Annotated in this window: 22 protein-coding genes, 1 tRNA gene and 1 riboswitch; of the genes, 4 read left to right on the top strand and 19 right to left on the bottom strand. The window is 45.1% G+C overall.

The genetic code is table 11. From position 1 onward, the window contains the following. Positions 1–127: 127 nt before the first annotated feature. From Q8P28_00640 to Q8P28_00610, 7 genes are all read right to left on the bottom strand, one after another. The gene (locus Q8P28_00640; GenBank protein MDP2681303.1) at positions 128–2,839 is read right to left on the bottom strand and encodes a CoA-binding protein; all 2,712 of its coding nucleotides are present in this window, start codon (positions 2,837–2,839) and stop codon (positions 128–130) included. Between the two features lie 200 nt (positions 2,840–3,039). After that, complete coding sequence (locus Q8P28_00635) at positions 3,040–4,302, bottom strand: ATP citrate lyase citrate-binding domain-containing protein (protein MDP2681302.1); 1,263 nt, start codon at positions 4,300–4,302, stop codon at positions 3,040–3,042. A gap of 25 nt (positions 4,303–4,327) precedes the next feature. After that, positions 4,328–5,551 carry an NADP-dependent isocitrate dehydrogenase gene (locus tag Q8P28_00630; protein MDP2681301.1) on the bottom strand — a complete coding sequence of 408 codons (1,224 nt, stop codon included), beginning with the start codon at positions 5,549–5,551 and terminating at the stop codon, positions 4,328–4,330. 71 nt (positions 5,552–5,622) lie between these two features. Then, positions 5,623–5,708: riboswitch (ZMP/ZTP riboswitch) on the bottom strand. Positions 5,709–5,787: 79 nt separating this feature from the next. Then, the gene (locus Q8P28_00625; protein MDP2681300.1) at positions 5,788–7,122 is read right to left on the bottom strand and encodes a hemolysin family protein; all 1,335 of its coding nucleotides are present in this window, start codon (positions 7,120–7,122) and stop codon (positions 5,788–5,790) included. Positions 7,123–7,170: 48 nt separating this feature from the next. Beyond that, entirely contained in the window at positions 7,171–8,463 is a 1,293-nt protein-coding gene (gene eno, locus Q8P28_00620; protein MDP2681299.1) for a phosphopyruvate hydratase, read from the bottom strand. Positions 8,464–8,497: 34 nt separating this feature from the next. After that, positions 8,498–8,977 (bottom strand): tRNA adenosine(34) deaminase TadA, encoded by a 480-nt coding sequence (gene tadA, locus Q8P28_00615; protein MDP2681298.1) that lies wholly within the window; start codon positions 8,975–8,977, stop codon positions 8,498–8,500. Between the two features lie 23 nt (positions 8,978–9,000). Then, positions 9,001–9,077: transfer RNA gene (locus Q8P28_00610), tRNA-Arg, on the bottom strand. 170 nt (positions 9,078–9,247) lie between these two features. Between Q8P28_00610 and tgt the strand changes: the two genes are divergently transcribed. The 4 genes from tgt (at position 9,248) to secF (ending at position 13,300) form a co-directional block, all read left to right on the top strand. Further along, entirely contained in the window at positions 9,248–10,357 is a 1,110-nt protein-coding gene (tgt, locus tag Q8P28_00605) for a tRNA guanosine(34) transglycosylase Tgt (protein ID MDP2681297.1), read from the top strand. Positions 10,358–10,376: 19 nt separating this feature from the next. Beyond that, positions 10,377–10,694 carry a preprotein translocase subunit YajC gene (gene yajC / locus Q8P28_00600; protein ID MDP2681296.1) on the top strand — a complete coding sequence of 106 codons (318 nt, stop codon included), beginning with the start codon at positions 10,377–10,379 and terminating at the stop codon, positions 10,692–10,694. A gap of 92 nt (positions 10,695–10,786) precedes the next feature. Then, positions 10,787–12,373 carry a protein translocase subunit SecD gene (gene secD, locus Q8P28_00595; GenBank protein ID MDP2681295.1) on the top strand — a complete coding sequence of 529 codons (1,587 nt, stop codon included), beginning with the start codon at positions 10,787–10,789 and terminating at the stop codon, positions 12,371–12,373. 18 nt (positions 12,374–12,391) lie between these two features. Further along, positions 12,392–13,300 carry a protein translocase subunit SecF gene (secF, locus tag Q8P28_00590; protein ID MDP2681294.1) on the top strand — a complete coding sequence of 303 codons (909 nt, stop codon included), beginning with the start codon at positions 12,392–12,394 and terminating at the stop codon, positions 13,298–13,300. Here secF and leuB read toward each other — a convergent pair. From leuB to ilvB, 12 genes are all read right to left on the bottom strand, one after another. Then, complete coding sequence (gene leuB, locus Q8P28_00585; protein MDP2681293.1) at positions 13,293–14,372, bottom strand: 3-isopropylmalate dehydrogenase; 1,080 nt, start codon at positions 14,370–14,372, stop codon at positions 13,293–13,295. The two genes, secF and leuB, sit on opposite strands and share 8 nt — an antisense overlap. 2 nt (positions 14,373–14,374) lie before the next feature. Then, positions 14,375–14,593, bottom strand: coding sequence for a DNA-binding protein (locus Q8P28_00580; protein ID MDP2681292.1), 219 nt, complete (start codon positions 14,591–14,593; stop codon positions 14,375–14,377). Between the two features lie 57 nt (positions 14,594–14,650). After that, complete coding sequence (locus tag Q8P28_00575) at positions 14,651–15,163, bottom strand: 3-isopropylmalate dehydratase small subunit (GenBank protein ID MDP2681291.1); 513 nt, start codon at positions 15,161–15,163, stop codon at positions 14,651–14,653. Further along, a complete protein-coding gene (locus Q8P28_00570) occupies positions 15,160–16,179 on the bottom strand; it encodes a sensor domain-containing diguanylate cyclase (protein MDP2681290.1) in 1,020 nt (339 codons plus the stop codon). Before Q8P28_00570 ends, Q8P28_00575 begins: the two co-directional genes overlap by 4 nt. Continuing rightward, positions 16,179–16,409 carry a DUF1858 domain-containing protein gene (locus Q8P28_00565; GenBank protein MDP2681289.1) on the bottom strand — a complete coding sequence of 77 codons (231 nt, stop codon included), beginning with the start codon at positions 16,407–16,409 and terminating at the stop codon, positions 16,179–16,181. Before Q8P28_00565 ends, Q8P28_00570 begins: the two co-directional genes overlap by 1 nt. A gap of 3 nt (positions 16,410–16,412) precedes the next feature. Next, positions 16,413–17,681 carry a 3-isopropylmalate dehydratase large subunit gene (gene leuC / locus Q8P28_00560; protein ID MDP2681288.1) on the bottom strand — a complete coding sequence of 423 codons (1,269 nt, stop codon included), beginning with the start codon at positions 17,679–17,681 and terminating at the stop codon, positions 16,413–16,415. Next, the gene (locus tag Q8P28_00555) at positions 17,681–19,219 is read right to left on the bottom strand and encodes a 2-isopropylmalate synthase (GenBank protein MDP2681287.1); all 1,539 of its coding nucleotides are present in this window, start codon (positions 19,217–19,219) and stop codon (positions 17,681–17,683) included. The genes leuC and Q8P28_00555 overlap by 1 nt, the downstream gene beginning before the upstream one ends. Beyond that, a complete protein-coding gene (gene pssA, locus Q8P28_00550) occupies positions 19,216–20,007 on the bottom strand; it encodes a CDP-diacylglycerol--serine O-phosphatidyltransferase (GenBank protein ID MDP2681286.1) in 792 nt (263 codons plus the stop codon). The genes Q8P28_00555 and pssA overlap by 4 nt, the downstream gene beginning before the upstream one ends. A gap of 3 nt (positions 20,008–20,010) precedes the next feature. Beyond that, positions 20,011–20,643, bottom strand: coding sequence for a phosphatidylserine decarboxylase family protein (locus Q8P28_00545; protein ID MDP2681285.1), 633 nt, complete (start codon positions 20,641–20,643; stop codon positions 20,011–20,013). 15 nt (positions 20,644–20,658) lie between these two features. Continuing rightward, the gene (ilvC, locus tag Q8P28_00540) at positions 20,659–21,675 is read right to left on the bottom strand and encodes a ketol-acid reductoisomerase (GenBank protein ID MDP2681284.1); all 1,017 of its coding nucleotides are present in this window, start codon (positions 21,673–21,675) and stop codon (positions 20,659–20,661) included. 96 nt (positions 21,676–21,771) lie between these two features. Beyond that, positions 21,772–22,260, bottom strand: coding sequence for an acetolactate synthase small subunit (ilvN, locus tag Q8P28_00535; GenBank protein MDP2681283.1), 489 nt, complete (start codon positions 22,258–22,260; stop codon positions 21,772–21,774). Positions 22,261–22,275: 15 nt separating this feature from the next. Then, the gene (gene ilvB, locus Q8P28_00530; GenBank protein MDP2681282.1) at positions 22,276–23,976 is read right to left on the bottom strand and encodes a biosynthetic-type acetolactate synthase large subunit; all 1,701 of its coding nucleotides are present in this window, start codon (positions 23,974–23,976) and stop codon (positions 22,276–22,278) included. Positions 23,977–23,993 lie beyond the last annotated feature (17 nt).

Here is a 23,993-nt window from a genome sequence, read left to right as displayed (position 1 = left end):
AAAAAAGGCCGTAGCGGTTAGCCACAGCCTTTAAAGTTCAAACCTGAAGGTTTGTAGTTGCCCAATTTATTGGGCGTATTAAAAGCGCCGATAAATCGGCAGGCTACAAGACTTTAGCCTTGAGGCCCTATCCCACAAATGTGCAGTTGCCTACAGGCGTCCTTGTGTCCATATTTCTGCCCCGGTTTATGTGGTCGTCTATCTCCGCTGCGGAGCCTATCATCCTGCCGAATAAAAATGTGGTAAATGCGGCGGATTCAATCTCCTTTTCCGTAATCTTCCCTGCCCTGAAAGGCTCCCAAAGCATCTTTAAAAGGATTACTGCAATCACGGCATCAACATTTACGCAATAGACATTCTCGCTTACCTTGTTATCAAAAAGAGATTGCACAAGGCTGCGGTAGAAATCAAGGAATACATTGTATATACCCTTTTCCTCAAATACCTTGCTTACAAACTGCTCCCTTGGATCATAATTTACCGCCTTGCCCTTAAATACAGGATGGTTTACGCAAGGCACCTTCATATATTCTATGTTACCTATGGCCTTTTCCTTTGCCTTATACCCTGCGTACCATTTCGCATACTCATCTGCAATTGCCTTGAGATTTAGCCCGTGTTTCTTATCATCCGGTCTTTTGAGCCCTTTGTCCCTGAAGCGGTTTATCAGGAATGAAATGGCCTCGTAGCCGTTCCCGCCATGCGCAAAACCTGTATGTGTCAGGAAACCTACAAACGCCTTGTTTATCTGCACCCTTGACGGGTCCTCAGGGCCGTCTGCGCTCACCCCGCCCTTGCATCCCTGGGCAGATATGGTGCCCGGGCCGTTTGATATAATAAGGCCAAGCAGCATCGAGAACTCAAACAACTCGTTTTGTGAGGGTTTCCTTCCTATCATAGCAATGAAAGCAATCTCTGTGAATGTCAGTTTTTCAATGACCTCGTCAATATCAATGCCGCAGAAGCTATCTTCCTTGTGCTTAAGGGCAGGCACACTGCATGCAGCAAATGCCGAGAACACCCTTGAATACCACGGCAGGCTTAAGAATGTTGTTTTTGAAACCTTCTTCCTCATAAGGGCGTTCCAGCCGATAGTCGCCCACATGCCTGCCATAAGCGCATCGCTTGACGGCTTTCCTGCTGCGGAGTCCTTTACAAAATTTATAAATATTGAGTTAATGCCGAGCCTCTCTATTCTCTTAAGCATCTTGCTGGCAAGCACATCATCCTTTTTTACAGTCATGGTATCTTTCTTTTCCTTGCCCAGCCCTTTTAATATCTCCTTGTAATCAAACTTAGCCACAGGATTCTCAATCTTTGTATGCTGGAACAATTCAAGCAAAGCAGATAATATGTCCATAGAAACCTTAACCCTGCCTTTGCCGATTATGGATATGCCTGCGGCAATGGCTGTATTTGGGGAATTTTCCGAATCCCTTGAGGCATCAGCGGCAATAAGCGCCGCATCGCCGCACATATTCACATAGGAATTAAATGCAAGGTTTGCAAGGTCTCTTGCGTATCCCTCAGGATATTCCTTTAATAAAGAAAATACGAGGTTTTCTTCCAAAGATTTCCTGGACGCATCAAGGACAGGGATATTGTAAACCTTTGTCACCTGTGTCTTTGCATCCATCATTGAAGCGCCGCTTGCGTCTTTCATTATCTGTCTTGGATAGTGCGCGCCTATCTGCCTGCTTATCGCCTCTATCTGCTCATTATACGGAATGGTTGCCTCAGCTATCCTGACATCAAGTTCCTTTGAAAGCTTAAGCCCCTGATTATTCCCGAACCAGCACTTTAATGAGAGGTCTCCCATGGACACAAAATCCGGCTTTATGCCGTTTAGCTCCATTACCCTTGTAAGCGCCTCCGGTATATGGGCTATGTTTATGACAACAGCCCCCTTTTTGCTGAATACAGGCTTTTCCGGCGTATATATCCCGTTTACCCCAAAATAATCCATGAACCATCTTTCCTTTGCCATTGCATCATCGCCTGAGCCTGCAAGACTTCCTGCATGTCCGCACGCCTTTGTAAGCTTTGCCTTCCAGCGGCCCACAACACAGGCAACTGTGGGCTTGTTTATCTCAAGACCATGTTCATAGTATCCGCCCGGCTCAACATATATTACAGCGCCTTTGCTCCTGTTGTCATTATCCATAGCATTGAAAAATTCCTTCGGCGCAAAATGTATATAGACATCCTTGCCGCTGGAAATGGATGTCGTTGTCCCCCACCCATTTGTAAGAAGATAGGTTGCAATGGTTGTGGTGAAGTTGCCTGAATTTGAAAATATAGCGATAGAGCCTTTTACAATGGATTCCTCTGGTTTGTTGCCGCCAAGCGCTCCGCCGATTCTCACCTTATTCCAAGCGTCAGCTACACCGAGGCAGTTGCCGCCAAATATATCAACGCCGTTTGTCTGGCAGATTGCCCTTATAACCCTTGCATCATGGACAGATACCTTTTCAGTAAGGATTATTACTTTTTTTAAATCAGGGTTTTGCCTCACTACCTCGGCAACACCGTCCTTAACACCGGAAGGCGGAAGATAGATGACTGCCGTGTTAAATTTATGACCCGCAGCCCTTGCTTCCTTTACAGAGTTATAGACCGGAATGGGTCCAAGCTTTGTATCAAGAACCTGGCCTGATCTTCCAGGGCCTGTGCCGAACACAACATTGCCGCCTGAATATTCATGGCTCACCGGCGTAACAGACCTGCTCTCGTTTCCCAGTATATTGAGGACACACACCCTGTCCTCTTTTGTTGCTATGTCTGCAAGGGAATTAACCCCCACATAATATGGAAATTTCTTAACTCCTGCCTTGTGCATATTAAAATCTCCCTAAATTATATTCCCATCTTTGCGGGAGCAGGTTTGTAACCTGCTCCATTAAATTTGTTATTACATTATACGAACTGTTTGGGTTCAAGTTACAAACTTGAACCCGCTAAGCGAGACACAACCCCCTGTGTCCCCCTTAACAAAGGGGGATTTAAGGGGGTTGTCCCCTTGCTACTTGACCCAGTCTTTTATATTCCCATCTTTTCTTTTAACTGTTTTTTCCCTTCCTTTTCCATCCAATGGTCAACCTTAAGCGCGTAGTTGACAACCTCTGACATGGCGCTGTCAAAACCAAAGAACCTGTACGGCAGGCCGAGGGATTCTACTGTATCCTTCATATAGGCCATACCCCTTATAAGATTCGGGCCGCCCCTGCCGACAACAACGAATATCGGCGCTGGCCCCGAAGTCTGGAAATACAATCTGAGCGCATCTGCCATTGCCCTGAATGTCTCGTATATGTCTGTATTGTTTGCCTTGCCGCCTATGATGAAAAGCACATTGGACTGGCCGAGCCAATACTTAAACACAATCTTTGAAATCTCCAGCATCTTGGCATAAGGCGGATTGCCTCCGAAGTCAGAGGATATTGTCGCCCTCTCGCCAAGAAGCTCTGTAACAAGGGCGTTTGCGCCGCCGCCAAATGTCGGGGCTGTTATTGTCCCTTTGGGATTTATGACAAACACATCGCTTTGTCCCTGATATGTTCTTAACTGGTTTATCTCCTGCTCAAACTCTGAATAGTCGGACGCAAATAGATGCGGCGGCAGTTCAAGACGCTTCCATGCAGGGTCGTCTATATCAAAAGAACCTTTAAAATCACACGCCACCGGCACAAGCCTGCCTGCGCTGTCGGGCGACATCCTTATGGGATTAAGCTCAATGACATTCATCCCGTAATTATTGTACAGCGTCCAGAGTTTCGGAAGATTCTGCACAAGGGGGCTGATTATCTCGCTCGGCGCCCCAAGCTCTTCAAGGGCATTTGCTATATGAAATGATTTAAGCCCTGTAAGCGGGTCAAAGGGAATCTCCTTTATCTTATCCTTGGTAAGTTCCTCTATGTCAACGCCGCCGTGATGCGTGATTGTCATTGTGGGGGCCCTGAATACAGTGCTTTCTGCTATTGAAAAATATACCTCATTCTTTGCTGGAACACCGCCCTCAAATGTAACGCCGTCTGCCTTTCCTGCGCCAGCAGGATGCTCTGCAAAATATAGCCTCTCTTTTTCCTTTAAAGCTGTTGCAATATCGCTTGCCCTGCCGATAAGGCCTGATTTCCCCTTCTTGCCCACACCGCCTTTAAAAATGGGCTTTATAAAGACCTGTCCCTTCTTCTTTATAAGGTCTTTAATTTCGTCAACGCTGGCCTCAGGCCCAAGCACATCCGCACAAGGGAATTCAACACGTCTTAATAATTTACTGCCCCACAATAAACCGGTTAATTGCATAAATGCTCCTTAATACCCCATGAGTTTATAAACTTGACTCCAATCTTTTGGCAATTGCTTTGATAAACTGCTCGGTATCTACATAGGAATCCTCTGGCGGTTTAGAGGTTTCGTGAATCAATCTTGCCAAGTCGCCGGTAACAGTTCCTGATTCAATTGTCTTAACATTTGCATCTTCCAGAGCCTCGGCAAATTTTACCACATCAGGGGTGTTGTCCAGTTCTCCACGGCGCTTTAAGGCGCCTGTCCATGCAAAGATACTTGCCGTTGGATTGGTAGAGGTCTTTTTCCCCTGCTGATGCAGACGAAAGTGCCGGGTTACTGTGCCGTGTGCAGCCTCTGTCTCCATCTTTCCGTCAGGGCTGACCAGAACAGATGTCATAAGCCCGAGAGAACCGAAACCACTTGCAATCATATCACTCATCACATCACCGTCGCGGTTTTTTGTAGCCCAGAGGATTCCGCCAGGGTGTTTCATTATCTGCGCTACTGTATCGTCAATAAGGGTATACCAGTAAGTGATGCCTGCCTTTTCAAAATCCCCCTTCCTTTTATTTACCTCCTCCTGAAAGATATTCATAAAAAAGGAATCATATTGTTTCAGAATGGTCTGCTTAGCAGAAAACCAGAGGTCTGTTTTACGCTGTAATGCATATGTTATACTTGCCTGCGCAAAGGAGCGGACAGATTTTTCAGTATTATGCATGCCAAGTGTTACACCACGACCTTTAAACTCATGAACGGTTAATGTCGTGGACTGTAAACCATCCGCAGGTTTATAAACCAATTCCACTGTGCCTGGCCCGGGAACGGTAAATTCAGCCGCCTTATACTCGTCACCGTAGGCATGACGACCAATGATTATAGGCTTTTTCCATGAATTCACAGCAGGTTTAATATTCTTACAAATAATAGGTTCGCGGAAGATAGTCCCGTCAAGATGCGCCCTAATGGTGCCATTCGGGCTCGGCCATTGTTTGCTGAGTTTATACTCCTCTACCCTTGCCTTGTCAGGTGTGATAGTGGCGCACTTTACACCTACGCCGTGTTTGGCAATGGCTTTCGCAGCATCCATGGTTATCTGGTCTTTGCACTCCTCCCGCTTGGGAAGCCCTAAATCATAATATTCAAGTTTTACATCCAGATAGGGCATAATCAGATGCTTTTTTATCCATGCCCACATAACCCGCGCCATCTCATCGCCGTCAATCTCTACAATAGGGTTTTTAACCTTAATCTTTTCTGCCATTTTATAATCCTCCTAAAGTTTTTGTAATAAAAAAACCGCCTGGAGCTAAAAAACAGATTTTTTAAAATCTGCAATCTTGCCCAGACGGTCGGCTATCCTTATAAACTTCCGCTCCCCGGTGGTAACCACCTTAATTCCGTCAGTTGCGGAAGACCTCATAAAATTACAAGCTGGATGTTTCTCTATCACAAAAAAGATTCTATTGTCAATCATTTTTTACACCCATGCCAGCATCTTTAAAGACCATGGCCATGTTGCTCTCTTGCCTCTTCCAGTACCTTCTCTGCCTTGACCTTTACAATCCTTCTTCCATCCACATCTACAACAGTAAATCTATAGCCCTTGTAAAAAATAAACTCGCCGCCGCGCGGTATTTTCTGGAGTTTGGAATACATAAAACCGGCCAGGGTATTAAACTCCTCTGTGCTTTCAAAGGGGATCCCTACATCTGTCAAATCCCTTAATTGCGCGGATGCGTCTATTACCATTGCGCCGTCCTTCAGCCTTTCAACAAGCCCGCCCTTTTCTATATCGTACTCGTCTTCTATTTCACCTACTATCTCTTCAAGGATATCCTCTATTGTTACAAGGCCGTCAACCTCGCCGTGCTCATTTACAACAACGGCCATATGAACCCTTCTTCTTTGCAGCTCTCTTAATAAACGGCTTATCATTGCGGTGTCAGGCACAAAATATGGCGGCCGTATCAATTCCCGCAGCGCCAGAGACCTTCTCTCTTCCATAGCCTTCAATACATCCTTGTTGTAAAGTATGCCGACAATATTTTCTTTGGCGCCCTGATAGACAGGGTATCTGGAAAAACCGCTTTCAATTATAAATTTAAACACCTGTTCCAACGACATATTAACTTCTATGGCATTAAACTTGTGCTTGGGAATCATAATGTCTTTAACCGTCATATCCGCAAACTCAAATACGCCATGAATAAGGGCCTCTTCTGTCTCTTCAAATATACCCTGTTGCTTCCCTTCCTTTATAAAATATTTGATTTCTTCCTCTGACACAAATGCCCTTTTTTCCAGACCCTTTGCCCCGAAAACCTTCAACACAAGATTGGTGGACATGGTCAGAAGTTTTACAAATCCATATGATATCCTGGACAGAAAATCTACCGGTCCCGCAGATACACATGCCAGCTCTTCGGCATATCGCAAAGCCAGTGATTTTGGTATAAGTTCTCCGAATATGAGGGTTACATATGATATGACAATGACCACAATGCCAACCGAGATAGGCTCTGCAAATTCCCGGAATGGCCACAGCGGTATGGATAATAAAAGCGGCTTTAATGTCTCTATTGCCGCCACGCCACCGATAACAGATGCGAGACTGCCTATTACGGTAATACCTATCTGAACAGTGGCCAGCAACCTATCGGGGTCGCTCTTTAGCCTGTTTACAATATCCGCAGAGTGCATCCCCTTTTTTGACAGTTCCTCTAACTTGCTTCTTCTCGCAGATATGATGGCTATCTCAGAACCTGAAAAAAAGCCGTTTGCAAAAACCAATATCAGTATTATTATGGCCTCAAGCCAGATACCTTCTGACATAATATCTCCTCTTCTTAAAAGCAGGCATCAACTGCCTGCTGCCTGCATTCAAGATTGCAGATTATAAAAAACCCCTTTTCCCAAAAACTGCGCCGTCTCGCCTAATTCTTCTTCTATGCGCAAAAGCTGGTTATATTTTGCAATACGGTCTGTCCTGGATGCAGAGCCTGTCTTTATCTGTCCTGCATTAGTGGCAACTGCTATGTCCGCGATTATTGCATCCTCTGTTTCGCCGCTCCTGTGGGATATTATTGCTGTGTAACCTGCTTTTTTTGCCATTTCAATTGCCTCAAGGGTCTCTGTAAGGGTTCCTATCTGATTTACCTTGATAAGGATTGCATTGCCGATACCCGCTTCTATGCCCTTTGCCAGGATCTTCTTGTTTGTTACAAATATGTCATCACCAACAAGCTGAACATTTTTGCCGAGCCTTTCTGTCAGGCCTTTCCATCCCTTCCAGTCGTTCTCTGCAAGGCCGTCTTCAATGGAGATAATTGGATATGCCTTAACCAATCTTTCATAATAATCAATCATCTTTTCAGAGGACAGGGTTTTACCTTCGCCTTTTAGATTGTAGACCTTTTTTGAAGAATCATAAAATTCGCTTGCGGCTGGATCAAGGGCGAGCAAGATGTCTTTGCCTGCCTTGTATCGGGCAGCGGTTATGGCCTCCATTATCAATTCAATAGCCTCTTCATTTGTTTTGAGCATCGGCGCAAATCCCCCTTCATCGCCGACAGCGGTGTTTAATCCCTTTTTCTTGAGTATTGATTTAAGGAGATGGAACACCTCCACGCCCATCCTTATTGCATTCCGAAAATCCTCTGCGCCAATTGGCATTATCATAAACTCCTGAAGATCAAGGCTGTTGTCAGCATGTGCCCCGCCGTTTATGATGTTCATCATCGGCACAGGCAGTGTATTCGCATTTACGCCGCCGATGTGCCTGTACAGGGGAATACAAAGGGATGCGGCGGCGGCCTTTGCCGCCGCCAACGATACACCGAGGATTGCGTTTGCTCCCAGATTGCCCTTATTTCCAGTGCCGTCAAGCTCAATCATTGTCCTGTCTATAAGAATCTGATCTAAGGCATCCATGCCCACTATATCAGGTCCTATCTTGTCATTCACATTTCCCACTGCCTTTAAAACACCTTTGCCAAGATACCTCTTTTTATCGCCGTCTCTAAGTTCTACTGCCTCATGCTCGCCAGTGGATGCGCCGGAAGGCACAGCAGCCCTGCCTATTGAGCCGTCTTCCAAAATAACCTCTGCCTCAACAGTAGGATTGCCCCTTGAATCAAGTATCTCTCTTGCTAAGACATCAACAATTGTGGTCATGTAAAACCTCCTTAAAGTGTGAACTGTTTACAGCTCATTCCTTACGGTATTTATTTCGCAGCCCATTAAAAAACCCCTTCAGTATCTTCCCGCATTCCCCGGCCATAACACCCTCGGTTACTTTAATCTGATGATTCAGTCTCTTGTCCTGCGACAAATCGTATAAAGAGCCGCACGCCCCTGCCTTTGGGTCATAACAGCCAAAGACAAGCCTTTCTACCCTTGCCTGAATCAATGCGCCCATGCACATAAGACACGGCTCCAATGTAACATAGATGATTGAATTTGTAAGACGCCATCCGCCGAGTTTTTTAGAGGCCTTTTTAATGGCAATTATCTCTGCGTGGGCAGTAGCATCAGCAGTAGATTCTTTTAGATTATGGCCTCTTGCTATAATTTTATTATCCGAGACTATTACAGCGCCTATAGGGACTTCGCCTTTTGGGGCAGCCTTTTCAGCCTCCTTGAGAGCCTCTCTCATGAACCATTCATCTTTTTCTCTGTCACTGACCACTGTCCACTGTTCACTGTTTTCATTGGTGCGCCCAGAGGGATTCGAACCCCCGACCCCTTGATTCGTAGTCAAGTGCTCTATCCAACTGAGCTATGGGCGCAGGCCGTTTTCATAACCTTTAACATCTTTAAGGTATTAGAGTCAATTCAAAAAAGATAAAAACGGGCTATAGGTGATAGGCAATAGGCAAGGGGTAAAACCCATAGCCTCTTTCCTATTATTTTATCCTTTATTTTTACTTTCCTATAAGATATTATCTGGCGGATATAAATGGCCTTTGATTTTAGATTAACAAAAAATGATTTGCATAGTAAGGCAAGGCTGGGTAGAATCACAATTTCTCATGGCCGGATAAATACACCTGTGTTTATGCCTGTAGGCACACAGGCAACTGTAAAGGCCATGACACCCGAAGAGCTTAAGGATATAGGGGTAGAGATAATACTCTGCAATACCTATCACCTCTATTTAAGACCGGGGCATGAACTTATAAAAAATATGGGCGGCCTGCATAAATTCATGCACTGGGACAGGCCGATACTCACGGACAGCGGCGGGTATCAGGTATTCAGCCATTCTGAATTGAGAAAGATAAAGGAGGAGGGGGTTTGGTTTCAATCGCATCTTGACGGTTCAAAGCATTTTTTAAGCCCGGAAAAGGCTATTGAGATCCAGGAGGCCCTTGGGGCTGATATAATAATGTGTCTGGATGAATGCACTGCATATCCCTCTACATACGAATATACAAAGGATTCCATGGGGCTTACGCACAGATGGGCAAAAAGATGCAAGGAAGCAAAAAAAAGCGAAGGACAATCGCTTTTTGGCATAGTTCAGGGCGGGATGTTTCAGAACTTAAGAAAAGAGAGCGCAGAGGCGATAATGAGAATAGGCTTTGATGGTTATGCAATAGGGGGCTTGAGCGTAGGGGAGGATAAGGTTCTGATGTATGAAATGATAGATGCTGTTGTCCCATATCTCCCTGAGGATAAACCGAGGTATTTGATGGGTGTCGGCACACCAGAGGATCTGATAGAAGGGGTGCTGAGGGGGGTTGATATGTTTGACTGTGTTATGCCCACAAGAAATGCCAGGAATGGAACGCTCTTTACAAAGTATGGGAAATTGGGTATAAGAAATGCCCAGTATGCTAATGACCCTAATCCGATAGAAGATGGATGCAACTGCTATGCATGCAAAAACTATTCAAGGGCATATTTGAGACATCTTTTTGCGGCAAATGAGATCCTTGCAGCGCGGCTCGGCACCACGCATAATCTTTATTATTATATAAAACTTATGGCTGATATAAGAGATGCTATAGAAGAGGATAGATTCCAGGAATTTAAGACAGAATTTTACAAGAATCTGAATTCATAAATCAAAAGGAGGTATCACAGTGTTAAACTTTACCACAATCGCATTTGCAGCAGATGAGGCGCCGGCAGCAGGAGGGATGGGGCAGTTTCTGAGCTTTGCCCCATTGGTTATACTATTTGTGATCTTTTATTTTCTCCTCATAAGGCCTCAGCAGAAAAAGGCAAAGGAGCACAGGGGGATGATTTCCAAACTTGAGAAAGGCGATATGGTTATTACATCAGGCGGTATACATGGAGCCATTACAGGTGTGACAGAGGATACTGTTACCGTAGAGATTGCCGAGAATGTCAAGGTCAAGGTTGGCAAGGAATACATAGCGTCAAAAAAAAATAAATAAAGTACAGGCTATGGGCAATGGGCGAAAGGCAATGGGGAAAAACTATAGCCCATAGCCTATAACCTCTTGCCTGTATTATTGGGGGTTCTTAAATGCCAAAGAGCATAATTGGACGTCTTGTTTTGATCGGCTTTTTCTTTTTGCTGGCTGTCGTGCTTTTTCTGCCTTCAACGCCATTTTCCAAATCCCTTCCTTCATGGTATAAAGATAACTTTCCAAAGATAGCCCTTGGACTTGACCTGCAGGGCGGCATGCATCTTGTTCTTCAGGTTGATACTGAAAAAGGGATTGAGAACCATTTGCAAAGGATGAGTAAAGGCATAGATGGATTGTTCCGGGAGAAAAAGGTTGCCTTTTCAGAGGTAAAGGCTCAAGGCCATGAGGTTTTAATATTGTATCAGAATGAAGCTGCAAAGACAGCGGTAGAAAAGGCTATGGGAGATAACTATCCGATATTTCAAAAAGTATCTGAAAAGGGAAACAGCACAGCATATACGCTTACAGACACCGAAACAAAGAGGATAAAAGAGTGGAGCACATCTCAGGCTATTGAAACCATAAGGAACAGGATAGATAAGTTCGGCGTAACAGAGCCGCTCATCCATGCGCAGGGAAAAGATGAGATTGTGGTTCAGCTTCCCGGATTAAAAGACCCTGACCGAGCCATAGCCCTGATAGGCAAAACCGCAGTGCTGGAGTTCAAGATGGTGGACGAGGCAGGAGATTTAAAAAAGGCCCTGGACGGCCAGGTTCCTGAAGGGGACGAGCTTCTCTACGAAAGAAGAGTAGATATAGAGAGCGGCGCTGTCCGGCAAACGCCATTTCTTATAAAAAAAGAGGCTGTTCTTACCGGCGATCTATTAACCGATGCAAGGGTTGCAATAGATTCTCAGTTTAACGAGCCGTATGTGTCCATAACATTTGACAGCGAAGGTTCAAGGATATTTGAGGATGTTACGAATCAAAATATAAATAAGCGGATGGCGATTATTCTTGACAGAAATGTTTATTCAGCGCCAGTAATAAGGGAAAAGATAGGCGGCGGCAGGGCGCAGATTTCAGGGAGTTTTACGCATGAAACAGCGACAGATTTGGCAATTGTGCTTCGGGCCGGCGCCTTGCCTGCGCCTGTAAATATAATCCAGAATGTTACGGTGGGGCCTTCCCTCGGTGAAGATTCTATCAAGGCAGGTGTTAATGCGGCAATCATAGGCGGCATTCTCGTCCTCGGCTTTATGCTTTTTTATTACAGGCTTTCAGGCCTTATCGCTGATTTTGCAATGGCTCTTAATATTACAATGCTGCTTGGCGCTATGGCATGGTTCAATGCAACACTTACCCTGCCAGGCATTGCCGGCATTATCTTAACAATCGGCATGGGTGTTGATTCCAATGTCCTGATATTTGAGAGAATAAAGGAGGAGCTTAAAACAGGCAGGACAGTCAGGTCAGCCATTGACGCAGGATATGACAGGGCGTGGTGGACTATCATAGACTCCCATGTGACAACACTTATCACAGCAGCCATATTGTTTCAGTTCGGCAGCGGCCCTATCAAAGGTTTTGCAGTATCCTTAAGCATCGGCATATTGATAAACCTCTTTACCGCCCTTGTTGGGACAAAAGTGGTTTTTGACTTTATAACACAGAGGAGAAGAATAGAGAGACTGAGCATATAAAGGGGGTTTTTAAAATAAATGGATATCTTAAAAGATACAAAGATAGATTTTATAGGAAAGAGGCATTATGCCTTTTGGTTGTCAATAATACTGGCTATCATGGGAATTATTGCGGCTGTGCTTATACCGCTCGGCAAGGCAAATATGGGGATTGATTTCACAGGCGGCATGGCGATACAGCTTAAGTTTGAAAAACCATTTGCCCTTGAAGACGCAAGAAAGATATTGGATAAAGAGAATTTTAAAGATGCTGAGCTTCAGCAGTTCGCCGGCGGCAATCAATTGCTTATAAGGTTCAAAAATACAGAAGGCGAATTAAAGGCAACATCAGACAGGCTGTCGCAAGCCTTTACAAGAGGATTTGCCGATAATAAATTCATTATAGAATCAACCACTGCCGTTGGCCCGACAGTAGGTAAAAAACTCCAAAAGGACGCATTATGGGCGGTTGGCATATTGCTTCTGGGCATCCTTATATATCTGGCGCTGAGATTTGAGCTTATATTCGGAATTGCGGCTGTAATTGCCACCTTTCACGATGTGCTTGCGGTATTGGGTGTGTTTTATGTGTTAAATAAAGAGATAAATCTTTTAATAATCACAGCCCTGCTTACCCTTGCAGGTTATTCCATGACTGATACAGTTGTTGTTTTTGACAGGATAAGGGAAAACTTAAGAAAAAGAGGCAAGGAGACACTTGAGGGTTTAATTAACAGAAGTATAAATGAGGTTCTGAGAAGGACAGTTGTTACATCAGGCACAACACTTTTGGTTTTGGCAGCGCTCCTTACAGCAGGCGGCGAGGTAATACATGATTTCTCGCTTGCGCTCTTTCTCGGTGTGCTTGTCGGCACATATTCGTCAATCTTTGTTGCAAGTCCGCTGCTTCTATTGTGGAAGGGTAAAAGGGGAAGGTTAATCAGGTAAGTAAAGAAATTATCGCCTCACCCATATCCTTGCATCCAACAAGTTTCATTCCATGCTGGTTTATATCCGCCGCGCGAAAGCCTTTATTCAATACCTTCTCCACAGCCCTTTCAATATCACTCGCTGCATCTATGAGGTTGAATGAAAATCTGAGCATCATTGCCGCAGACAGGATAGTGGCAATGGGGTTTGCCTTGTCCTGGCCCGCAATGTCCGGCGCGCTGCCGTGAATGGGTTCGTACATCCCCACTTTGCCGCCGATGCTTGCTGACGGGAGCATACCGATAGAGCCGGTGAGCATTGCTGCCTCGTCAGAAAGAATGTCTCCGAATGTATTCTCTGTTACTATCACATCAAACTGTTTTGGATTTCTTATAAGCTGCATGGCGCAGTTGTCCACATACATGTGATTTAGCTCCACATCCTGATAGTCCTTATGCGCCTTTGTAACAACCTTTCTCCATAACTCGGTGGTCTCAAGCACATTTGCCTTGTCAACAGATGTAACCTTTTTCCTTCTCTTTCGCGCCACATCAAAGGCAACCTTTGCAATCCGCTCTATTTCAGGTGTGGTGTATATCATAGTGTTTATCCCGCGCTCCGTGCCATCCGGGAGTTTCTCAACGCCTCTTGGCGCGCCGAAATACAGACCTCCGGTAAGCTCCCTTACAACCATAATATCAACGTCCTCAATAACCTCTTTTTTTAACGTTGACGCATCTGAAAGAACAGGATATATCTTTACCGGCCTGAGATTTGCGAAAAGCCCGAGTTCTTTTCTTAGCGCCAGCAAAGCCCTCTCCGGCCTTATGGAATAATCAAGCCCCTCCCATTTTGGCCCTCCGACAGCGCCCAATAAAACCGCATCGCTTTCCTTTGCAAGTTTCAAAGTCTCATGGGTAAGCGGAACACCGTATTTATCAATAGATGCGCCGCCCACAAGCGCCTCTTCCAGCTCAAAGCATATCTTATGCCTCTTGCCGATTACACGCAAAACCCTAACAGCCTCTCCGACTATCTCAGGCCCGATACCGTCTCCCGGCAGGACAGCGATTCTGTAACTTTTTGTCATTTTTACTCCTTGCTATCTACTGATATTTTCTGCACCGCTTCAAGAAAAACAGACAGGCCGCTGTGAGGTATTACTACCGTGCTTCTCCTATCATTGGAAAGCTCTGCAATCTGCAGGAATTTACCACCTTCATTTTCCTTCAAGTCCACCCAGATGGTCTTGTTTTCTATATTGATCCTCTCACTGGATATTGTTTTGCTTCTTACGCCTTCCTTCTTCATTACACCCCCTGTATAGTTGATAGTTCATAGCTGATGGCTCATAGTTTTTACTATGAGCTATGAACCATGAACTTTCTTTTTTACCCATTCCATCAATCCGCCTGTATGCACAAGTTCCTGCATAAATGGCGGGATTGGCTGAGCCTTAAAGACTGTGTAATTATGGGAGACTGAGGATTTTGTAATTTTAATCTCTCCACTGTCCATATCAACCTCTAACTCATCACCCTCATTTATATTGTCAACTGCAAATAGCGATTCAAATATCGGCAGCCCCATATTAAAGCAGTTGCGGTAAAATATCCTTGCAAAGCTCTTTGCTATAACGCAGGATACCCCCGCTGCCTTTATGGCAATGGGCGCATGTTCCCTTGATGAACCGCAGCCGAAATTTTTATCAGCAACGATAATATCGCCAGCCTTTATCTTATTGACAAATTGCGGGTCTGCATCTTCCATGCAGTGTTTTGCCAGTTCCTTTGGGTCGGATGTATTTAAATATCTTGCAGGTATAATCTGGTCGGTATCAATATCAGCCCCGAATTTCCATGCCTTGCCTGTAAATTTCATGCCTGCCCCCATACATTTATCTTCTTCTTCCCTTCTTTTTTTGCCATATACATAGCCTTATCTGCCCTTTCAATGAGTTCCTCGGGGCTCTTTCCATCCTCTGGAAAGGAGGATATGCCAGCGCTGAAGGATAGCCCTACTACATCTCCTTCCTTCCCCATGAACCCCTTACAATGGATAGTTTCCAGAAGTTTCTCCGCCAGGACCTTCCCCCCCTTTTTATCGTTTCCTGGGGTGATAATGATAAACTCTTCCCCTCCATACCTTCCTATAATATCGCTCTTCCTTAAAAGTCTCTTTAAGATGTCAGCAAAATCGGCCAGCAATTTATCCCCCATGAGGTGGCCATGTGTATCGTTAAACCCCTTAAAATCATCTATGTCAATAAAGACAACAGAAAGGATAAGGTTCTGTCTGGACGCCCTTGCAATCTCCTCCCGGAACCTCCTCATAATCGCCCCTCTGTTGTATATCATGGTTAGATAATCAAAGGTGGCCTGTCTTTGTAGATCCTCTATGAGATGGGTCTTCTCAATCGCCTCTACCGATTGGGCGGCGAGGATATTCAGAAAGAGGGCCTCTGTATCTGTAAATGCCCCCTCCATCTTACGATAGACCGTTATACACCCTATGGTTGTTTCCCTGGTCTTGAGAGGCACAGAAAGAAGGGCCTTTATCCCCTCCATCTGCGCCAGCTCCTTGTGGACACAGCGCTTTACCTTCATTACATCCGTTGTCATAAACGGTTCTCCACTGAGCACCACCCTCCCCACTATCCCCTCCCCCAAACTTAGAGGCGGTTGTTTTAAAAAACCATTGGATAGACCCCAGCCTGTTTTAATCTCCAGCTTTCCTGTCTTGATGTTAAAGAGTCTAATGGTTGAGGCGTCTGCCCTGGTTAGTGATATGGCGGTTTTGATGATATGCTGTAACACCTCGTCTATATCTTCAAAGACAACCACCCGTTCCATGAGATAATATATCTTTAAGAGATTGTTGTCCTTTAAGAGCGCCATTAACCCTCCTCCCTTCCTGATACCGCCTTGTTTAAATCTTCTAAAAGCCTCTCCACATCTATAAAATGGAGCTTGCAGGCCTGTCCAATGGTAACCAGTTTTGCCAAGGATTTCCTTGCCACCGGATTTGCCAAAAGCCCGAAACAATGCCCCTGTTTAACAAACACATCCATGGTTTCCGGATGTTTGGTTAATACGTCTTCAACTATCATGTCTTTGGTAATCTTCATAATTCATTTCTTAACTACCTCATCCGGGTGCGCAATCCTGCCCTTTACGGCTGTTGCTGCGGCAATCGCTGGATTGGCAAGATATACCTCGCTCTTTGGATGCCCCATTCTGCCTACAAAGTTTCTGTTCGTTGTTGCAAGAGCCCTCTCTCCCTCTGCAAGTATCCCCATATGTCCGCCGAGGCACGGGCCGCATGTAGGCGGGCTGATTATCGCCCCTGCCTTAAGATAAATATCAAACAGTCCTTCTTCCATTGCCTGTTTGTAGATAAGCGGGGTTGCGGGTATTACAATCAATCTCACATAAGGCGCAACCCTTTTCCCCTTTAATATCTTTGCGGCTATTCTCAAATCTTCCATCCTCCCGTTTGTACAGGAGCCGATGACTACCTGGTCAATTGGTATATTTCCAACCTCTGTGATATTTTTTGTGTTCTCTGGAAGATGGGGAAATGCCACCTGAGGCTCTATCTTTGCGCAATCGTATTCTCTCACATTGCAGTAAACTGCATCTTCGTCACTTGCATAGAATTTATACGGCCTCTCTGCCCTTTTATCCACATATGCCTTTGTAATCTTATCAGGCACGATTATCCCGTTCTTCCCCCCTGCCTCAATAGCCATATTGCACATAGAGAGGCGGCTGTCCATAGAAAGCCTTTCAATAGCCGGGCCGCAGAATTCCATTGCCTTATACAATGCGCCGTCAACGCCGATATCGCCTATGGTGTAGAGTATAAGGTCTTTTCCATCAACCCATTTATTCAGCTTGCCTTTAAATATAAACTTCATTGATTCAGGCACCTTGAACCATGCCTCGCCTGTAATCATTGCAGCAGCCAAATCAGTTGAACCGACACCGGTTGCAAATGCCCCCAGCGCGCCATAGGTGCAGGTATGGCTGTCCGCGCCTATAACCAGATCGCCAGGCACAACTATTCCCTTTTCAGGAAGCAGCGCATGTTCCACGCCTACATCCCCGCCGTCAAAATAATGCGTCAATTTCTGATCCTTTGCAAATTCTCTTAAAATCTTGCACTGCTCAGCAGATTTTATATCCTTATTCGGCGTAAAGTGGTCAGCCACCAGCACAACCTTATTTTTATTGAAAACATTTTTTGCGCCGCTTGCCTTAAACTCCTTTATTGCAATAGGCGCAGTAATATCATTGCCCAGGGCAATATCCACCTTTGCATTTATGAGCTGGCCTGGTTTAACCTCTTTAAGCCCGGCATGTTTTGCAAGGATTTTTTCGGTAATGGTCATTGGCATTACACCACCCGCTCCTTCTTCTCTCTCTTTTTATACTCCAGTTTATTCAACGCATTTATATACGCCTTGGCGCTGGCGACTATAATATCGGTATGCGCGCCCTGTCCCAACACTATATGGTCATTTTCCTGCAAGCGAACGGTAACCTCTCCCTGCGCGTCAGCGCCGCCTGTTATGGCATTCACTGAATAGCGCAGGAGTTTGCTCTTTGTCTTTGTCATCTTTGCAATGGTCTTATAAACAGCATCAACCGGCCCGTCGCCAAACCCTGCCTCTTTTACATGTTTGCCGTCTATATACATCTCCACTGTTGCAGTAGGGGTTGATTCTGTGCCGCTTACAACATTTAACTTATCCAGTTTAAATCTCTCAGGTATCTCTATCCTCAAAACCTCATCAGCAACAATGGCCTCAATATCCTCGTCAAAAACCTCCTTTTTCCGGTCAGCAAGGACTTTAAATCTTTCAAATGCCTTATTTAAATTTTCATCAGATAATTCATAGCCCAATTCCTTAAGCCTTATTTTAAAGGCGTGCCTTCCTGAATGTTTTCCCATGACCAACGTTGACTTGGCAAGACCGATGGATTCAGGCCTCATTATCTCGTAGGTGGTCTTCTCTTTCAAAAGGCCGTCCTGATGAATCCCTGATTCGTGGGCAAAGGCATTGTCCCCCACAATTGCCTTATTCGGCTGAACCATTATGCCTGTAATGCTGCTTATAAGCCTGCTTGTCGGATATATATGCTCTGTAACTATCCTTGTGTCAATATTAAGGATATCCTTCCGGGTCCGTAATATCATTACTATCTCTTCGAGCGATGCGTTCCCAGCCCTCTCTCCAATGCCGTTTATGGTGCATTCCACCTGCCTGGCGCCGTTCATTACAGCAGCAAGAGAATTTGCAACTGCAAGCCCCAGATCATTGTGGCAGTGGACCGATATTATCGCCTTTTTTATATTGGAGACATTTTCCTTTATGCCCTTTATCAATGCGCCAAATTCAGAAGGGATTGAATAGCCAACTGTATCAGGTATATTAACGGTTGTTGCGCCCGCATCTATAACAGCCTCAATTACTTCGTAGAGATATTCCCTGTCAGAACGGCTCGCATCCATTGGAGAAAACTCTACATCATCCACATAGCCCTCTGCCCTCCTGACCATCTCAACAGCCCGCTTTTTAGCCTCTCCTCTCGTCATCCTGAACTGATGTTTGAGATGTATATCCGAGGTGGAGATGAATGTATGTATCCTGGGTCTGGCCGCGTCTTTTAATGCCTCCCATGCCCTGTCAATATCCTCAGGCTTTGCCCTTGCAAGACTGCAAATAACAGGACCTTCAACCTCGCTGCCAATTCTTTTAACAGCCTCAAAATCTCCGGGCGAGCTTATTGCAAAGCCTGCCTCAATTATATCCACGCCAAGCCTTGCAAGCTGTCTGGCAATTATTAACTTTTCCTCCACATTCATGGAGGCGCCGGGAGACTGCTCTCCGTCCCTGAGTGTTGTGTCAAATATCTTTACATGTTCTGTCACTTCTTAAAAATCTCCTCTTCCTTGCGCTGGATATTTTGAACGACAGCCTTTTTTGCGCGTCTGTCAAATAATGTAATAACCGGCCCTGACAATGCGTAACCCAATGTCAAAATAAATAATGTCACCTGCGGCTCTGCCGCTACGACAATCAACAGCAGTATCAATCCAACCAGCAGCCTGAACGGCATACGTTTGATAAGGCTGAGTTCTTTAAAACTATAAAACTTGACATTGCTGACCATAAGAAATGCAAGCGCATAGACCATAACCAATATAGTTATATGCTTCGTGGTTTCGTCATGGCCAAAATGGAAAAATAGCAGGACAGTTGCAGCCACAAGCGATGCCGATGCAGGTATCGGCAGCCCGTTGAACCTTTTGCTCTCAAGAGTATCTATCTGTATGTTGAACCGCGCAAGCCTTAATGCCCCGCATACAACATAGAGAAATGCAGCCAGCCAGCCGTATCTGCCGAAAGGTCTGAGCGCCCATGTAAATATCAATATGCCGGGCGCAAGGCCAAATGCCACCAAATCTGCCAGCGAATCGTATTCCACGCCAAACTTGCTTGTTGACTTGGTCAGCCTGGCAACCCTTCCATCCATGCCGTCCAATATCGCGGATATGAAGATGGCAATTGCCGCCTTTTGAAAATGTCCGTCAATGGACGCAATAATAGAGTAAAAACCGCCGAAAAGGCTGGCAGATGTAATCAGATTAGGAAGAAGGTATATCCCTTTTTTAATGCCGCTCCCTTTTTGTTTTATTTTGATCTCATGATCTATCATCTCTCACCAATATGCCAATATTGAACTCCCAGCCTTTACCTTATCACCCACTTTGACATTTATCCTGCAATCCACAGGCAGATATACATCTAATCTTGAGCCGAATCTTATCATGCCGAATCGTTTTCCTCTTTCTATTTTATCTCCCTCTTTTGCATAGCACACAATCCTTCTCGCAATAAGCCCGGCAATCTGGTTTACAACAAATCTCTTGCCATTTTTTGCCTCTATAAGCAAGGCATTCTGCTCATTCTCAAGAGACGCCTTATCCTTATCAGCCGAGAAAAACTTGCCGGGATTATAAAAAACACCTGATACCTTGCCTGATGCCGGAACCCTGTTGACATGAACATTGAAGACATTCATAAATATGCTTATCTTTATCGCGTCCTGTTTCATAAAACGGTTTTCAAATACACTGTCAACAATAATTATCCTGCCGTCTGCAGGAGATATTATGTCATCGGTTTCAGAAGGTATGTCTCTTTCAGGGTCGCGGAAAAAGGAGACAATGAAAATAGTCAATCCGCCTGATAGGTAACTTACAGCTCTTAAACCAGCCAGACATAAAGTTATCGTAACAAAAATTGAGGCCAGGATAAAGGGGTAACCCTCCCTGGCCAAAGGAATCCTCATCTCGCTTCGCTCCAATTAATTCTTCGTCTTATCTACTATCTTCCCTTTCTTCATCCACGGCATCATTGCCCGGAGCTTTTCGCCAACCTTTTCTATCGGATGCTCCTGTCCTTTTCTTGTAAGCGCAGTGAACACTGGTTTATTTGCCTTATTTTCCAGCATCCATTCTTTTGCAAATACGCCGCTTTGAATCTCCGCCAGTATCTTTTTCATCTCTTTTTTTGTCTCTTCGGTTACTATCCTTGGCCCTCTGGTCAGATCGCCGTACTGGGCTGTATTGCTGATGGAATATCTCATGTTCGAAATTCCGCCCTCGTATATCAAATCAACAATGAGTTTTAATTCATGCAGGCACTCAAAATACGCCATCTCTTCAGGATAGCCTGCCTCAATTAGCGTCTCATAGCCTGCCATTATAAGGGCTGTTGTTCCACCGCACAAAACAGCCTGTTCTCCAAATAAATCTGTCTCTGTTTCATCTTTAAAGGTAGTTTCAATAATGCCTGCCCTTCCGCCTCCAATGGCAGATGCGTAAGCAAGCGCCACATCTTTAGCATCCTTTGACGGATCCTGATGAACAGCAATGAGCGTAGGAACACCGTTGCCTTTTGTATATTCATGCCTTACCAAATGCCCTGGCCCTTTTGGCGCAGCCATAAACACATTTATATTTGCATCAGGAACAATCTGGCCAAAATGGATATTGAACCCGTGCGCAAAAGCCAGATATGCGCCTTTTTTAAGGTTCGGCGCAATCTCATTTTTATATAAATCACCCTGCAGCTCATCCGGCACAAGTATCATCACCACATCCGCCTGCTTTACAGCGCCTCCCACTTCCATAACCTTCAGGCCTGCTGTCTCCGCTTTTTTCCACGATGCGCCGTCTTTTCGCAGTCCTACTACCACATCAACCCCGCTGTCTTTTAAATTCTGCGAGTGCGCATGACCCTGACTTCCGTAACCTACTACAGCAACCTTTTTTTTTCTGATAATTTCCAGATTTGCATCCTTGTCATAATAGACCTTCATTCTGTATCCTCCATCTTTAGAGTGTCAGAGTATCAAAGTATCAGAGATTCAGAGTAAAAACTTTGACTCTTTGACACTCTGACTCTATGACACTTTTTATTTCCCTGTCTTCGGGCTCCTTGCCATTGCAATCTTTCCAGTCCTGACTATCTCCTTTATCCCAAACGGCTTTAAAAGCTCCATGATTGCCTTTACCTTTTCATTGTCGCCGGTCATTTCAATCGTGTATGTGATAGGGCTTACATCAATGACCTTTGCCCTGAATATGTCAACTATGCTCAGTATTTCAGCCCTGTCCTTTGCGTCCACATTCACCTTTATCATGGCAAGTTCCCGCTCGATATGCTCCTCCGCGGTAAGGTCAGAGACCTTGATAACATTTATAAGCTTATTCAACTGTTTTGTAATCTGCTCAACAACCTGATCGTCTCCTGTGGTAACAATCGTCATCCTTGAGACCTTTAGGTCAAGGGTCTCAGCAACGCAGAGGCTCTCAATATTGAAGCCCCTGCCGGAAAAAAGGCCGCTAACCTTGCTCAAAACCCCGAACTCGTTATCTACAAGAACAGATATTGTATGACGCATATATTTATTTACCTCTCACACCAACAGCATTTTATTCAACGGCTGCCCTGCTGGAACCATTGGATAGACATTTTCTTCGCTGTCAACCTGAAAGTCCATGAACACAGGCTTGTTCTTTACAGCAAGCGCCTCTTTTACAACAGCATCCACCTCATTTGGTTTAGTTGCCCTGAGTCCGACAGCGCCGTATGCCTCTGCCACTTTGACAAAATCAGGGGCGACATCATTCATGCAGGTGTAGGAATATCTCTTCTCATAGAAAAACTCCTGCCACTGTCTGACCATGCCAAGGAATCTATTATTGAGTATTGCCACCTTGACCGGCAGTTTGTATTGAACCGCTGTTGCAAGCTCCTGAATATTCATCTGTATACTGCCATCGCCTGCAATGTCAATAATAATCTTATCGGGAAATGCAAGTTGAGCGCCGATAGCGGCAGGGAAGCCAAAACCCATGGTGCCAAGGCCGCCTGATGTCAGAAATGTTCTCGGTCTGTCAAATTTATAAAACTGCGCCGCCCACATCTGGTTCTGTCCCACCTCTGTTGTGATAATAGCCTTGCCCTTTGTCAGCTCATAAATCCTTTCTATGACATACTGGGGTTTTATCTTTTTCTCATTCAGTTTGTAAGAAAGTTTATGGGTCTCCGCCCATTTTTTTATCTGGTCATGCCATTCCGATAATGTCTGTTTGTGGGCATGGTGTCCCTTTGTTTCGTCCAGCGCCTTAATTATATCCCTGAGAACCGATTTTACATCGCCGACAATCGGCACATCCACCCTGACATTTTTGCTGATAGATGTCGGGTCAATGTCAATATGGATTATCTTTGCATACGGCGCAAATTCATCTATCTTTCCGGTAACCCTGTCATCAAACCTGGCTCCGACAGCGATGAGACAGTCCGTGTTTGTGACAGCCATGTTTGCGACATATGTCCCGTGCATGCCAAGCATGCCCAGAAATAACGGATGTGTGCCGGGAAACCCGCCGAGACCCATAAGCGTATTGGTAACCGGAATATGCAGCTTCTCTGCAAGTGTTTTCAGTTCATCTGTCGCATCCGATAAGATAACTCCGCCGCCAGTGTATAGCACAGGCCGCTTTGCCTTGAGGATTATCTCAACGGCTTTCTTGATCTGTCCCGGATGTCCTTTGTAAGTCGGTTGATAATTTTTCAGCTCGACCTTTTCCGGATACTTAAATTCACACGACGCGCTAAGCACATCTTTCGGCATATCAACAAGCACAGGCCCTGGCCTGCCTGTTGCGGCTATATAAAATGCCTCTTTGATAATCTTTGCCAGATCTCTCACATCCTTAACCAGATAATTGTGTTTTGTGCATGGCCTTGTGATGCCCACAATATCCGCCTCCTGAAAGGCATCGTTGCCGATAAGTGGAGTGGGCACCTGCCCTGTAAAGACAACAATGGGAATAGAATCCATATATGCCGTTGCAATCCCTGTCACAGTATTCGTTGCGCCAGGACCAGAGGTAACCAAAACAACCCCCGGTTTTCCTGATGCCCTTGCATAGCCGTCTGCCATGTGAACAGCGCCCTGCTCATGGCGCACTAATATATGCTTCAAGGCAGTTACGCCATAAAGCGCATCATATACAGGCAATACAGCGCCGCCCGGATAACCGAAGATGGTATCCACCCCTTCTTTTAAAAGGCTTTCAATGAATATTTGCGCGCCTGTTTTTTTCATAACGACTCTTATAGTTA

It is taken from the genome of Deltaproteobacteria bacterium (genome assembly GCA_030690165.1).
Classification (GTDB): domain Bacteria; phylum Desulfobacterota; class GWC2-55-46; order UBA9637; family UBA9637; genus JACRNJ01.
This window is presented reverse-complemented; position numbering and strand designations above follow the sequence as displayed.